Origin of the sequence: Aeromonas sp. QDB63, assembly GCF_027707425.1 — a bacterium.
Taxonomy (GTDB): domain Bacteria; phylum Pseudomonadota; class Gammaproteobacteria; order Enterobacterales; family Aeromonadaceae; genus Aeromonas; species Aeromonas caviae.
On sequence record NZ_JAPCIS010000005.1, the window covers coordinates 1 to 14,735 of the forward strand.

Genomic DNA, 14,735 nt, shown 5'->3' on the forward strand with positions numbered 1-14,735 from the left:
ACCAGCGGGGCTGACGCCCCGGCGAAATTCCCCTCCCACCTACGTCGGAGGGAGTCCCCTTTCGCATTTAAGATGGCTGCAAGCAGCAGGTTATCTCGCTGTCGTCGCGTCACGGGACAACCTCGATGCGGATCACCTGCCAGACCATGTTGTTGTGGATGGCGGACACATCCATGTCGGGATGGGCCGAGAGGGGGACCAGCAGCCAGAGCGGCCCTTTATTGCGACGGGTGAGCGGTTTGTCATCCTGGTAACGCACCAGGGTCAGCGGCACCTTGGCAAACAGGGAGAGATCGACCCGCTGCTGGTAGCCATTGAGTGCGGCAACATCGATGGCGCTGGCACTATCCACCTGCTGCTGCGCCAGCACGCTCTTCAGGGTCGGTCCACGATAGCGGTGAGTGCCGAGGGTCCAGGGCGTCGCCGTCTCGAACTCCACTTGTGGCAAGGCTGCCAACGCCGCCTCATCCAGGGTGATTTCCCGCTTGTCCGGCAGGATCAGTTGCAATAGCGAAGAGGAGGAAGCCTGGGTACCGAACGAGAAAAGCACCAGCAGGAGCGAGGCCATCCCGCGCGTTGGAAAGTTCATGACATGTTGTGCCAACTGCATCTTGAAGTTAGGAGCCAGTGTGGCGATTTCAGTGGGTCAATGCAACTGTGTGAAAAATCAATAATTAGGGGCCCCGCATCTCCATCCAGTTATGGCCCTCGACGGAGAGAGGCTGATGCACTCCGCAACTTTGCAGGAGTTCATCCACAAAAGCGGGCACAAGCAAGGAAGCCGGACCATAACGTTTTTCATCAAACTGGCTGCCCACTTCGCTCGGCTCCAGATTGAGCTCCACCGTATGGGCACCGTTCAGGCCGGCCTCATGGACGAATCCGGCGGCAGGGTAGACCGCCCCGGAGGTCCCGATGGAGATGAAGAGATCGCACTGAGCCAGGGCCGAGTAGATGCGGTCAAGTCCGAGGGGCATCTCCCCGAACCAGACCACATGGGGGCGCAGCGGGTGGGGAAACTGGCAGCAGGAACACAGCTCTTCCTGATGGAGATCCCCGCGCCACTCGATCACCTGACCAGAGCCCGGGCAGCGGGCCTTGAGCAACTCGCCGTGCATGTGGATGAGGTTCTTGCTGCCGGCACTCTCGTGCAGGTTGTCGATGTTCTGGGTGACCAGGGTGACGCGCCCCGGCAGCAGGCGCTCCAGACGGGCCAATGCATAGTGGGCCGGATTGGGGTGGATCTCGGCGCGCTGCAACTGATGGCGCCGTGCATTGTAGAAACGTTGTACCAGTTCGGGATCCCGCGCATAGCCTTCAGGGGTGGCCACGTCCTCCACCATGTGCTCTTCCCACAGGCCATCACAGGCCCGGAAGGTCTTGATACCGGATTCGGCCGAGATGCCGGCACCGGTGAGGATCACGATATGTTTGGCTGACTGCACCATGGTTGTTCTCCTCCAACGGGTAACAGGCTGACCTTAGCACAGGAGCAAGAGGCGGCCCATTCGCCCTTGGTCTTAGGCCGATGGGAGCACAAAGCTCGCCATGGGCGCGAGATCCAGCCTGGCAAAGACCATCTCCCGTCCTGTCACCAGGGTAAGCGGCAACCCGAGCCCCTTGAGCAGAGCCAGCATGGGGCGATTCTGGCCGAGCACTTCCGCCGTCCACTCCCGGATCCCCTCCCCGTATGCCAGCCGCGCAAGCGCCAGCAGGATGCGACGCCCGGCGCCGCGATGCTGAAAATGATCCGCGACGATGCAGGAGAACTCAGCCCTGTCCGGGTGCAGGCGCCGGCGAACGGACTGGGCCATGGCAAGCGGCCCCCCCTGCTCGTCGGTCAGCAGCAATCCTATCTGGGGTTCTCTGGGGTAGTCGAGAAAGAAGGCGAGCTGCTCGGCCGTCGCAGGCTGCTTGGCCCGCATGAAGCGCAAATAGACGCTCTGCTCGCTCAGGGCGTCATAGGCCGCGCTTATTCGCTTCGGGTCGCTGCCCGCCAGCTCCTGCAAGCGGCAAGTCAGCCCCCCCACCACCATCGTCATCGGCAAGGCGGCCCGTGAGGCGGGAGCCGTCCAACCCGACATTCCCTGCCACAAGCGCGGCTCATCGAGCGGCCAGCAAAGATAGCGAGCCATTTACCAGCGCCCTGCCACGCCGCGATCCTGCCACTGGGCGGCATCCTGCAGGTTGAAGGGGTCGTCGAGGTAGAGCGCGATGCCAAGCTCCCGGGAGCGCTGGATGAAGCGGGCCAGCAAGGAGTCGGCAGCCATCGCCTCCAGTTCGGGCAGCAGGTGTTGCCCGAGCAGCAAGGATTGCAACGGCAGACGCTCGATGAGATCAAACGGCAGGTGCTGGGCATGATCGAGCAGCAGCGCGAGTCTGGCCCCCGCGAGGCTCGCCTGCAGCACCAGGGCGAAACGGTCCGCCTGGCTCAGCAGGTGATCCCGTCGGTGGATGACCAGGGTGAGTTCGCTTGCTTCTCGTCCATGCTGCTCGAGCCAGAGCTTGAGCGGCTCCCAGTGAGGGGAAAGACCGCTCAGGCTCAGCCAGATCGGCAGCGTGCAGGAAGCCGCATCTGCCAGCAGCCCAAGCTGTCCTCTCGCCTCTCCCTGCCAGCTACGCACGGTGCGCTTGAGCCCGCCCAGCCTGCGCTGACGCTGGGGGCCAAGATAGAGCATCTTGAGCAGACGCAGCAGATCGTCGCTTTGCAGCGGCTTGGCCAGGGCGGCCAGCACGTTGAAACCCGCATCGTGCAGGAGACGCCGGGCGCCGTCTATCAGGGTCTGATCATGAGCGGAGAGCAGGATGATGGGCAGACCGCTGTGGTGATACTGGGGATGGCTCATCAGCAGGCTGATGGCATCCTGCTCCGCTAGGCTGAGATCACAGATAAGCAATCTCACGCCCCCCTCTTCCAGCGCCTTGAGGCACCCTTCGCCATCCTGAACCCAGTGGCAGGGCAACCCCAGTCCCTGGATCTCCTGCTGAATGCAGGCTCCCTGGAAGGGGTGATCTTCGAGCAGCAGGATCTGGCACTGGGCGAGCCAGGCACGCCACCCCTGCTCCCGTGCCTGCAACCCCTCGAGCCAGGGATCGCTGAGGCGATAGATCCCTGCCCCGGGAGCCAACAGATGAGGCAGATAGTCGGCCCCCTGATGAGAGGCAGGATCAAACAGGGCGATGGCCCCGGCGGCAAACAGTCCTTCCCATTGCCAGCCGGCATCGGGTCGGGTGCGGTGCAGATTGGCATAGGCCGGCAGGCCCGCTCCCTTGACCGCCAGATGGGAGACGGCGTCCAGGGCATAGACGCTGACCGGGTAAAACGTTGGCTCCTGGCTGTCATCAGACTCCAGCAAGGCCATCAACTCTTCATCTGTGATGATCATGTCATGCTCTCTCGCCCAGTTGTCGGCAGACCTCTTCCACGCACTGCCTCAAGGCGGCTGCAAAGGGATGTCCGGGGGCCTCCTGCCAACGGTCGATCACCTCTACCAGGGGGGTAGCCCCCACCATTTTGGCGGCCCCCTTCATCTTGTGTAAAGCCGTATTGAGGGCCTTCTCGTCCCCTTGTGTGACACACCGCTCAATGTCGGCCAGATCATGGTGAACCGATGCCAGATAGATGTCTACGAGGGCCGGGCTGAGGGACACGGGCAGGGAAAGGGCTGCCGTTGGCTGCGGTGCCTTCCCCCCGTCATGGGGGCCAAAGACGGTACGAAGCAATACGGCCAGATCCCTGAGCAAGACGGGTTTGTCCAGATGGCCCTGACAGCCGCATTCCGCCAGTCGCTGCGCCGCCTGCTCGCTGAGATCCGCGGTGATCACGTAGACGGGTAGATGCTGCCAGCGTTCATCGGCGTGCAATTGCCTGCAGAGCTCGGCGCCGTCCATCACCGGCATCTGCAGATCCGTCAGCACCAGATCCACCGACTCCGATTGCAGGATCTCCAGTGCCAGACGGCCATTGGCCGCGCTCAATACCCGGGCCCCCAGCTGACCCAGCTGCATGCTAATCAGCATTCTGTTCACCTCGTGATCTTCCACCAGCAGCACCCGCCTGCCTGCCCCCGGCAGGTCCGTGATCTCCTCGGCGCCACGGACGAGTCTGGGCTGCAGCAGGCTGACCACGGAGCCCGGGATCCAGGGTTCCCCCTGCCAGTACCAGGCGCGCAAGCCCCCATCGTCCTGCATGGCCCCAAGGCAAGGTGCCGCCGGATCCTCGGCCACGCCAAACTCTGCGAGCCAGGCCCGCATATATTCGAGCTCCCCGGGCAACAGTTGTAGGGAGACCGTCTTGACGCGCGGTTGCCAGGGCGCCTTCTCCTGCGCATGCCTGAGGGGCAACGAGCAGAGGAAACGGCTACCCCCGCGAGCCAGAGGCTCGACCCGGATCTCGCCCCCCATCTGCTCCATCAACTGGCGGCAGATGGCTAGCCCAAGCCCGGTTCCCTGGGCTCTGGGCTGGCCAGGCTCCTCCCCTTGTTCGAAGGGCAGGAACAACCGGGGCAACAGCTCGGCACTGATCCCGGGCCCCTCGTCGTCCACCCCGCACAAAATCCACTCCCCTTGTCGCCGGGCCCAGATCACCACCTCTCCCCGCTCGCTGAACTTGATGGCGTTGGAGAGCAGGTTGTGCAGCACCTGCTGCACCCGGTGGGGATCGAGTTCCATCAAGGCGGGCAGCGCCGGGTCGAGCGCCAGGCGCAGTTGCAGATGGCGGGATCGCGCCTTGGACCAGTGCACCGCCGCCACGTGTTCGCACAGCTCCACCAGATCCGTGGGCTGTACAGAGAGGCGCAACTGACGCGTCTCGTTGCGGCTGAAGTCGAGCACGTCGTTGAGCAGCCCGAGCAGTTCATTGCCCGCCTGCCTGACATGGGCCAGAGCCGAGGCCTGCTCTGCATTGAGTCCGGTCTGCTCGAGCCACTCCAGCAAGCCGAGCATGGCGTTCATGGGGGTGCGGATCTCGTGGCTCACGGCGGCCAGGAAGCGCCCCTTGGCAAGCACGGCCTGCTGGGCCTGCTCGTGGGAAAGCTGCAGGGAGTGCTCCTGCTCCACCCTGGCCGTCACATCCTGCACCACCCCGTAGATCCGCCACCCCTCCCCCTGACGGCGCCCCCTGCCGGAAAATTGCAGCCAGCGGGTTCCCTTGGCGGGGTGCTGATAGCGCAGCAGATGGGAGAAAGGTCGCCCGGCTTGCAGCATGGCCAGCATGGGGGCTCGCATCTCGCGCCTGTCCTGGTGGGAGATGCGAGTCAGGGTCTCGTTGGGATTGACCCGGATCTGCTGGCTCGCCAGCCCCAGCAGTTCGTGACTGCCCCGGCTCACAAACTCCACCCGGGTGATGGCTCCCCCCAGCAGGGTGAATTGCAGCACCACACCGGGCACCGTATTGGTGAGGGCGCGCAGGCGCCGCTCTGCCTGACGCAGCAGGCGGGTACGCTCGCGCAGGGCGCTGATGTCGGAGAGGGCGATAAGATCCCCTGCCGGTGCCTGGGGGCCCAGTCGCAAGGGGATCTGGGCATAGGAGTAGACCTGCTCGTGCAGCGCCAGCTCCCCTTCGGCGCCCTGCAACTGTGGCGCGGGCAGCACCAGATCGGCGGCGTAGCGCGCCTCCATGCGCTTGGCCCGCTTGTTGCGCTTGATCACCTCCCCTTTGTCATTGCGCAAGAACACGGGCACGGGGAGCGCCTGGAAGAGAGACTCCCTGAACTTGCTTTCCAGCGCCAGCGCCTGCTCTACCTTGTGACGCTCGCGGGCCTCCTGGGCCAGTTGCTGGCGGGAACGCCAGACTGACCAGATCACCGCCATGCTGATCAGCAGTGCCAGCAACACGGAGCCAAGCCAGAAACCGTAGCTGACCCCTTCCTGCTGGTTGACCACCAGGCGACGCCAGCGTTGCACCAGCTCGTCCACCTGCCGATCATTGAGGGTCATCAGGCTCTGATCCAGCACCCCTGCCAGGCTGGTCTGTTCCGGCCGGATGGCAAAACCGAGGCCGAAACGCTCCGGCAATTCGGTGATGGTCAGCTCGCTCAACTGGTTGTTTCGAATGGGATATTGGAGCTGGTACAACTCCGCCAGCATGGCCTGGGCATCCCCATGCCGCACCGCCGCCAATCCCTGCAGCAGGTTGTCGGTCACCTCCCACTCATGCTGGCCGAACCGGGCAAGCAGGCCGGGATCATAGAGCATTCTCGGGACCACCACCTTGCCACTGACGTCCGCGAGGGAGGCAGGCCCCCTCTTGCTGCGACTGACCAGAGCATAGCGGCTGGTCGCCACCATCCGGGTGAAGTCGAACTCCTTGTTCAGGGCGGCGGACTCCATCAGCCCGACCATCATGGCGGCATCGCCACTGCGCAGCAATGCCAACGCCTCCTCCCGGCTGGCGGCGGGTACCAGCTCGAAGCGCAGCCCTGTCTGCCGACTCACTTCCCGCAAGACATCCGCACTCCAGCCAATGAGCTCTCCCTGCTGGTTGACACCGCTGTATGGCATGAAGCCGGGATCCGCCACCATCTTGATGGTGTGGGCCTTGCCGACCAGCCAGGCCTGCTCCTTGTCGTTAAAATGCAGAGGATTCACATCCTGCTCACCCTGAGGCAGATACTTGCCCAGATCCCGGTAGAGACTGCCCGGCGGCAAATAGCGGATGGCCGTATCCACCAGCTCCAGCAACTCGGGCTGGTTGCGCATCATCAGCCGGTAACTGATGACCAGATCATCGCTGCGAAGACGGCGAAGGCGCAGCCCTTCATCCGGGAATTCCCGCATCAGGTAGCGCAGTTGCAGATAATCGCCGAGATAGGCGCTGCCCTTGCCGGCCACCAGGGCACCATACCAGTTCTCGGCATCGGTCAGCTGTTGCTGGGATGAACCAGGATAGAGACGCTTCAGGATCTCCTGGGCCTGCCAGATAGGTGACACCAGAAACTGCGCCTGATCGAGCTCACCCCGATAGAGGATGGCGGACTCCGCCTCCATCATGGCCCGGCTCAAGACGGTATCGCTCGAGTTCGACCGGGCAGGCCCGACGTGAGGAATGAGATCGCAGCGCCCGTTCAGCAGATCCTGCGTCATGGCTGCCCAGCTCGGCCGCTTCTCGAAGCGCACCGGTACCGGCAACAGCTCTGCCAACCGCGTCAGGCGATCGATAAGCAGGCCCCCCTCCGCCTCCAGATAGGGAGAACGTTGCAGGGCCGGGTAACAGAAGGTCAGTCCGGTGAGCGAATCGGCATAAGCCTGGGCACCCGGTGACAGCGGGAGTATGGCGGCACGCAGTGGCAAGGCCAGCAGCGCGCCGGACAACAGAAGGATTTTTATCATCGGAATGGAAAAGCCAGGCGATTGCCTGGCTTTTTGTCACTCGTTGGGTTCAACATTTTCTACCCTGGCCTTGAGCTTCTGGCCGGGCCGGAAGGTCACCACGCGACGGGCGCTGATGGGAATATCCTCCCCCGTCTTGGGGTTGCGTCCGGGACGCTGGTTCTTCTCGCGAAGATCGAAGTTACCGAAGCCGGAAATCTTGACCTGTTCGCCACGCTCGAGCGCCTGTCTGATCTCCTCAAAGAAGGCTTCCACCATATCTTTGGCTTCACGCTTGCTCATCCCGAGCTGGGTGAACAGGTGCTCTGCAATGTCGGCTTTGGTAAGCGCCATAGATCAATCCCTCAAGGATGCATTCAACTCTTCACCGAGGGCCCGCACGACATTGTCCACGGTCTCGGCGATCTCTTTCTCCTCCAGGGTGCGCTGGGTGTCTTGCAACACCAGGCTGATGGCCAGGCTCTTCTTGTCCTCTGCCATACCAGCGCCCTGGTATACGTCGAACAAGTTTATTCCAACTAACTGATTTCCGCCAACTTTTTTAATTACTGCCAGAACGTCGCCTGCCAGGATCTGTCTGTCAACCACCACGGCGATGTCGCGACGGTTGGCCGGGAACTTGGATACTTCGGCAGCAACCGGCACCTTGGCCGGCGTCAGTTTGTCCAGCTCCAGCTCGAACATGACAGCGCGGCTCTTGAGCCCCAGCTTCTTCTCGAGGCTCGGATGGATCACGCCGATGTGGCCGATCACGACGCCATTACGCAGAATGGCTGCGCTCTGGCCCGGATGCAGGGCACTGTGCTCGGTGCGCTCGAAGGTGAAGGTAGCCCCTTCGGCAGTCAGATCCAGTACCGCTTCCAGGTCACCCTTCAGATCGAAGAAGTCGACGGGACGGGCCTTGACATCCCAGTGCTCGTCCCCCTGGTTGCCGGTGATGATGCCGGCCAGCATGGGTTCCTGACGGATGCCGTTCTCGGCATTCTCGTCCTTGATGAAACGCAGGCCCTGCTCAAACAGGCGCACGCGTGGCTGCTGACGGTTCTGGTTGTAGACCACCGCCTGCACCAGACCCGGGAACAGAGAGACGCGCATGGCGGACATCTCGACCGAGATCGGGTTCGGCAGCACGATGGCATCGCTCTGCGGGAACAGGGTTTGCTGGGTCTTGGGATCGACGAAGCTGTAGGTGATCGCTTCCTGGAAACCGCGATCAACCAGCAGGTCGCGTACCCGCTTCAGGGTCACCTGCCCTTCAGCCTGCTCCACCATCGCCAGAGAGGCGGCGGGTTTCAGGTTCGGGATGTTGTTGTAGCCGTAGATGCGGGCCACTTCCTCGATGAGGTCTTCCTCGATGGCGATGTCGAAACGCCAGGAGGGAGCCAGCGCGGTCCAGCCGTCAGTATCCACGGTTACCTGCATGCCCAGACGAGTCAGAATTTCGACCACCTGCGCATCCGCCACGCTGATGCCGATCACCTTGTCGAGCTTGGTGCGGCGCAGCTTGATGGGGGCAGCCTTGGGCAAATGGGCATCGGATTTGACTTCGATGACCGGACCCGCTTCACCGCCGCAGATGTCCAGCAGCAGACGGGTGGCACGATCCATCACCTTGGCCTGCAGCTCGGGATCCACCCCGCGCTCGAAGCGGTGGGAAGAATCGGTATGCAGACCGTAGGCACGGGCACGGCCGGTGATGGAGAGCGGCGCGAAGAAGGCGCACTCCAGCAGGATGTCGGTGGTGGTCTCGGAGACACCGGTGCGATCGCCGCCGAAGATGCCGGCCATGCAGGCAGGGCCTTTGGCATCGGCAATCACGAGCGTGGTCTCTTTGAGCTTCACCTCGTTGCCATCGAGCAGGGTCATGGGCTCGTCGGCCTTGGCGCGACGCACCACCAGTTCCCCTTCAAGCGTCGCCAGGTCGAAGGCGTGCATCGGCTGGCCGTATTCCAGCAGCAGGTAGTTGGTGATGTCAACGATGGCGTCGATGGAACGAATACCGCCACGGCGCAGCTTCTCCTGCATCCAGAGCGGGCTCTGGGCGTGCAGGTTCAGCCCCTTGATGACACGGCCGAGATAACGGGGGCAATCTGCCGACGCTTCAACCCGGATCGGGAATGTTGCATCGATAGTGGCAACAGTCGGCGCCCAGGTCGGCTCGACCACGTCCACGCTGTTGAGCACGCCGATTTCACGGGCAAGACCCGCGATGCCGAGGCAGTCGGCACGGTTCGGGGTCAGATCCACATCGATGCTGACGTCGTTGAGCGCGAGGTATTCACGGATATCGGTCCCGATGGGGGCATCCAGCGGCAGCTCGATGATGCCATCGGCTTCGACGTCGATGCCCAGCTCGCTGAAGGAACAGAGCATGCCGTGGGACGGCTGGCCGCGCAGCTTGGCTTTCTTGATGGTGAAATCACCCGGCAGGGTCGCCCCGACCTTGGCCACGCACACTTTGAGGCCGGCGCGGCAGTTCGGCGCACCGCAGACGATGTCCAGCAGCTCGGCCTCGCCCACATTGACCTTGGTCACCCGCAGCTTGTCGGCGTCCGGGTGCTGGGCGCACTCGACCACTTCACCCACCACCACATTGTTGAACTGGCCGGCTACCGCTTCCACGGCGTCCACTTCCAGACCGGCCATGGTGATCTGCTCGGCCAGTGCATTGTCACTCAACTCGGTGCGGACCCACTCCATCACCCAGGATTTACTGAATTTCATGTTCTCTCGCCCTTACTTGAACTGCTTGAGGAAGCGCAGGTCGTTTTCGAAGAAGGCACGCAGGTCATTGACCCCGTAACGCAGCATGGTCAGGCGCTCAACGCCCATGCCGAAGGCAAAGCCGGAGTATTTTTCCGGATCGATGCCGACCGAACGCAGCACGTTCGGGTGCACCATGCCGCAGCCCAGCACTTCCAGCCACTTGCCGTTTTTGCCCATCACGTCCACTTCGGCGCTCGGCTCGGTGAACGGGAAATAGGAAGGACGGAAGCGAATCGTCAAGTCTTCCTCGAAGTAGTTGCGCAGGAAGTCGTGCAGGATGCCTTTCAACTCGGTGAAGCTGGCATGCTCGTCAACCAGCAGGCCTTCGACCTGGTGGAACATCGGGGTGTGGGTCATGTCGTAGTCGTTACGATAGACGCGGCCCGGCGCGATGATGCGGATCGGCGGCTGCTGATGTTCCATGGTGCGGATCTGCACACCGGAGGTGTGGGTACGCAGCATCAGATCAGGATCGAAGTAGAAGGTGTCGTGATCGGTACGCGCCGGGTGGTGAGCCGGGATATTCAGCGCATCGAAGTTGTGGAAGCCATCTTCAATCTCGGGACCACGGGCAACCTTGAAGCCCATCTCGCCAAACAGGCGCTCGATGCGCTCGATGGTGCGGGTCACCGGGTGCAGACCGCCATTCTCGATGCGGCGGCCCGGCAGGCTGACGTCGATGGTCTCGGCGGCCAGCTTCTGGTTCAGCACGGCGACTTCGAGGGCTTCACGACGCGCGTTTAGGGCATCCTGAACCTGCTGTTTGGCCTGGTTGATCACGGCGCCCGCTGCGGGACGCTCTTCAGCGGACAGGGCACCCAGTCCCTTCATCTGCTCGGTAAAAAAGCCCTTTTTACCCAGATATTTGACCCGGATTTCGTCGAGGGCGGCGATGTCGCTCACGCCCTCAATTTCGGCCTTGGCCTGGCCGACTACTTCTTCAAGCTGTTGCATGTCTTCCTCGTCACCACTCCCGGAACAGGAGCCTTTAGGCTAAATAAGGTCAAGAGGGGAATAATACAAAAAAAGCCCCTTGGCTGACCATAGTTATGACGGGCTTTTCTCCCTGCAAATCATTTTGTTATATGGATAAAGCCACAAGCCAGATGCAACAGGATTAAGACAAGCGTCGTTTGTTCTAGTTTGTTGGCATATGGAAGGATAAAGCATTCATGAACGTGGCATGCTACCTGCCAACGCTCAAAAATGAGCAACAAAAAAGGAGGCCTGAGCCTCCTTTATTTTTATAACAGAGCTGGATTAGACCAGAGCTGCTTTAGCTTTTTCAACCAGGGCGGTGAAAGCCAGCTTGTCGTGAACGGCGATATCGGACAGGATCTTGCGATCGATCTCGATGGAAGCCTTCTTCAGACCGTCGATCAGACGGCTGTAGGACAGGCCGTTCTGACGGGCTGCAGCGTTGATACGTGCAATCCACAGTTGACGGAACTGACGCTTCTTCTGGCGACGGTCACGGTAGGCATACTGACCAGCTTTGGTTACCGCTTGTACCGCTACGCGGTAGACACGGGAACGGGCGCCGTAGTAACCCTTGGCGGCTTTCATTACTTTCTTGTGACGAGCGCGAGCGGTCACACCACGTTTAACTCTTGGCATTTTTCACATCCCCCCTTATGCGTACGGCAGACAAGCGACAACACGTTTGTGGTCGGCAGCAGAAACAAAGAACTTCGGTCCCAGCTGACGCTTACGCTTACTGCTCTTCTTGGTCAGGATGTGACGCAGGTGGTTATGCTTGCACTTGAAGCGACCTGAGCCAGTCTTCTTGAAGCGCTTTGCGGCGCCCCGGTTGGTTTTCATCTTCGGCATTTCATACTCCGCATTGTGAGTGACAACAAAATCGCAAGGCGAACCGACTCATGGGGCCAGCCCCATGAGTCAATTTCTTGTGGGCCTTAAGATTTCTTCTTGGGTGCGAGAACCATCACAGCTTGACGGCCTTCGACTTTCGGGAACGATTCGACTACGGCCAGCTCTTCCAGATCGTTCTTGACGCGCTCGAGAACCTTGATACCAAGATCCTGGTGGGCCATTTCACGACCACGGAAGCGCAGGGTGACCTTTGCCTTGTCCCCGTCTTCCAGAAAGCGAACCAGGTTGCGTAGTTTTACCTGATAGTCGCCTTCGTCGGTGCCAGGACGGAATTTGATTTCCTTGACCTGGACGACTTTCTGCTTTTTCTTCTGTTCTTTGGTGGTCTTGCTCTTTTCGTAGAGGAATTTGCCGTAATCCATGATCCGGCAAACGGGCGGCTCAGCGTTCGGACTGATCTCGACCAGATCCACTCCAGCCTCAAGGGCCAAGTTCAGCGCATCCTGAATGGAGGTGATGCCAATGGCTTCACCATCCAGACCAGTCAGACGAACTTCTTTCAGACGGATCTCTTCATTGATCCGGTGAGCGCGGGCTTGCGGTTGCTTGCCCAGTTTTTTTCCGCCTTTTATAGCTTATTCCTCCACTTTCTTTTGTCCGCGGGTCTGAACTTCCTGGGTCAACAGAGCAATCAGCTCTTCAACAGGATAAGAGCCCAGGTCAGCCCCTTTACGAGTACGCACTGCAATCTTGCCGGCTTCTACTTCTTTGTCGCCGCAGACCAGCATGAAGGGTACTCGCTTCAAAGTATGCTCGCGGATTTTAAAGCCAATCTTCTCATTTCTCAAGTCCGCTTTTGCGCGAAGGCCCGCATCATTCAATGCCTTGGCAACTTTCACAGCATAATCGGCCTGGTTATCCGTGATATTCATGACCACGGCCTGGGTCGGCGCCAGCCAGGTCGGGAACAGACCGGCGTACTCTTCCGTCAGGATCCCGATGAAGCGCTCCAGCGAGCCCAGAATGGCGCGGTGGATCATCACGGGGATGTGGCGCTCGTTGTCTTCGCCCACATAGGTGGCGCCAAGACGGCCCGGCAGGGCAAAGTCGAGCTGCACGGTACCACACTGCCAGGCACGATCAAGGCAATCGTGCAGGGTGAACTCGATCTTGGGACCGTAGAAAGCCCCCTCGCCCGGTTGCAGGTCGAACTTCAGGCCGTTGAGTTCCAACGCCTCGGCCAGCGCGGCCTCGGCACGATCCCAGGCTTCATCAGAGCCGATACGCTGCTCCGGACGGGTCGAGAGCTTGACCACGATGTTCTCGAAGCCGAAGGTACCGTAGACGTCATAGACCATGCGGATGCACGCAGACACCTCTTCCATGATCTGCTCTTCGGTACAGAAGATGTGGGCGTCATCCTGGGTGAAACCCCGAACCCGCATCAGGCCGTGCAGGGAGCCTGACGGCTCGTTGCGGTGGCAGGAGCCGAACTCGGCCATGCGCAGCGGCAGATCGCGGTAGGATTTCAGACCCTGGTTGAAAATCTGCACGTGACCCGGGCAGTTCATCGGCTTGATGGCGTACTCGCGGTTTTCGGACTGGGTGGTGAACATGGCCTGGGCGTATTTCTCCCAGTGACCTGAACGCTCCCACAGCACGCGATCCATCATGAAGGGGCCTTTCACTTCCTGATAGTCGTACTCTTTGAGCTTGCCGCGGATGAAGGTTTCCAGCTCGCGGAAAATGGTCCAGCCGTCGTTATGCCAGAACACCATGCCCGGCGCTTCTTCCTGCATATGGTACAGGTCGAGCTGCTTGCCGATCTTGCGGTGGTCGCGCTTGGCGGCCTCTTCCAGACGCTGCAAATAGGCCTTGAGCTGCTTCTTGTCAGCCCAGGCGGTGCCGTAGATGCGCTGCAGCATCTTGTTGTTGGAGTCGCCGCGCCAGTAGGCACCGGACATCTTCTGCAACTTGAAGTGGTGGCAATGACGCATGTTGGGCACGTGCGGGCCGCGACACATGTCGATGTACTCTTCGTGATGATAGAGACCGGGCTGGTCATCACGGGCAATGTTCTGATCCAGGATCTCGACCTTGTAGGTCTCGCCACGGGCTTCGAACACGTCGCGCGCTTCCTGCCAGGAGACCTTCTTCTTGATGACATCGTAATCCTTGGCGGCCAGCGCCAGCATGCGCTCTTCCAGGGCAGCCAGATCTTCGTCGGTCAGGGTGCGGTCGAGATCGATGTCGTAGTAGAAACCGTTGTCGATAACGGGACCGATGGCCATCTTGGTCTGGGGCCAGAGTTGCTTGATGGCATGACCCAGCAGGTGAGCACAGGAGTGGCGCAGAATGTCCAGACCTTCTTCGTCTTTGGCGGTGATGATGGCCAGGGAGGCATCGGCTTCGATCAGCTCGCAGGCATCCACCAGTTCACCGTTTACCCGACCGGCAATGCACGCCTTGGCGAGACCGGGACCGATGTCCGCGGCCACATCCATGACGGAAACGGCGTGGGCAAATTGACGTTGGCTGCCGTCAGGCAGAGTAATGATTGGCATTAGGTGTTTCCTTATACAGTGGTGACCCCTACCAAAGGCCACATGCAGGTTGGAGAAACCCTTTCATGTCCAGCTGTTCACTCCCGAGTTTCACCGTTCACAATACGGTTGGTACACGGCAGTGGCACACCATATGGCGTGTGCAAGGCCATCCATTGAGAGGTACAGCGGGGGATTGTATCAGACGCGACAACCCAGACAAGCTGTCTTGGCGATTTTGCATACCGCTTAAGCGCGGGTGTC

12 protein-coding genes are annotated in these 14,735 nt (G+C 60.9%); all 12 read right to left on the reverse strand.

The features are described 5' to 3' along the window. Positions 1-109 precede the first annotated feature (109 nt). The 12 genes from PG879_RS05000 to thrS all read right to left on the reverse strand — a co-directional run bounded on the left by PG879_RS05000 (position 110) and on the right by thrS (position 14,492). A complete protein-coding gene (locus tag PG879_RS05000) occupies positions 110-589 on the reverse strand; it encodes a hypothetical protein (RefSeq protein WP_041211442.1) in 480 nt (159 codons plus the stop codon). Positions 590-674: 85 nt separating this feature from the next. Beyond that, complete coding sequence (gene cobB / locus PG879_RS05005) at positions 675-1,448, reverse strand: Sir2 family NAD+-dependent deacetylase (protein ID WP_041211443.1); 774 nt, start codon at positions 1,446-1,448, stop codon at positions 675-677. A 72-nt stretch (positions 1,449-1,520) separates the two neighbouring features. Next, entirely contained in the window at positions 1,521-2,135 is a 615-nt protein-coding gene (locus PG879_RS05010; RefSeq protein WP_103261891.1) for a GNAT family N-acetyltransferase, read from the reverse strand. Continuing rightward, complete coding sequence (locus PG879_RS05015; RefSeq protein WP_010674796.1) at positions 2,136-3,386, reverse strand: response regulator; 1,251 nt, start codon at positions 3,384-3,386, stop codon at positions 2,136-2,138. 1 nt (position 3,387) lies between these two features. Next, a complete protein-coding gene (locus PG879_RS05020; RefSeq protein ID WP_373875505.1) occupies positions 3,388-7,329 on the reverse strand; it encodes an ATP-binding protein in 3,942 nt (1,313 codons plus the stop codon). A 36-nt stretch (positions 7,330-7,365) separates the two neighbouring features. Then, a complete protein-coding gene (ihfA, locus tag PG879_RS05025) occupies positions 7,366-7,662 on the reverse strand; it encodes an integration host factor subunit alpha (protein ID WP_005300715.1) in 297 nt (98 codons plus the stop codon). A 3-nt stretch (positions 7,663-7,665) separates the two neighbouring features. Next, positions 7,666-10,053, reverse strand: a complete 2,388-nt coding sequence (gene pheT / locus PG879_RS05030; RefSeq protein ID WP_103261893.1) for a phenylalanine--tRNA ligase subunit beta — start codon at positions 10,051-10,053, stop codon at positions 7,666-7,668. A 12-nt stretch (positions 10,054-10,065) separates the two neighbouring features. Then, positions 10,066-11,049: a phenylalanine--tRNA ligase subunit alpha gene (pheS, locus tag PG879_RS05035; protein WP_041211447.1), complete on the reverse strand. Its 984-nt coding sequence runs from the start codon at positions 11,047-11,049 to the stop codon at positions 10,066-10,068. A gap of 306 nt (positions 11,050-11,355) precedes the next feature. After that, the gene (gene rplT / locus PG879_RS05040) at positions 11,356-11,712 is read right to left on the reverse strand and encodes a 50S ribosomal protein L20 (protein ID WP_010674800.1); all 357 of its coding nucleotides are present in this window, start codon (positions 11,710-11,712) and stop codon (positions 11,356-11,358) included. 15 nt (positions 11,713-11,727) lie between these two features. Beyond that, the gene (gene rpmI / locus PG879_RS05045) at positions 11,728-11,925 is read right to left on the reverse strand and encodes a 50S ribosomal protein L35 (RefSeq protein WP_005300673.1); all 198 of its coding nucleotides are present in this window, start codon (positions 11,923-11,925) and stop codon (positions 11,728-11,730) included. 86 nt (positions 11,926-12,011) lie between these two features. Further along, positions 12,012-12,560: a translation initiation factor IF-3 gene (infC, locus tag PG879_RS05050; protein WP_026139078.1), complete on the reverse strand. Its 549-nt coding sequence runs from the start codon at positions 12,558-12,560 to the stop codon at positions 12,012-12,014. Positions 12,561-12,563: 3 nt separating this feature from the next. Next, on the reverse strand, positions 12,564-14,492 hold the full coding sequence (gene thrS / locus PG879_RS05055; protein WP_042017100.1) for a threonine--tRNA ligase: 1,929 nt from the start codon (positions 14,490-14,492) through the stop codon (positions 12,564-12,566). Positions 14,493-14,735: the final 243 nt, after the last annotated feature.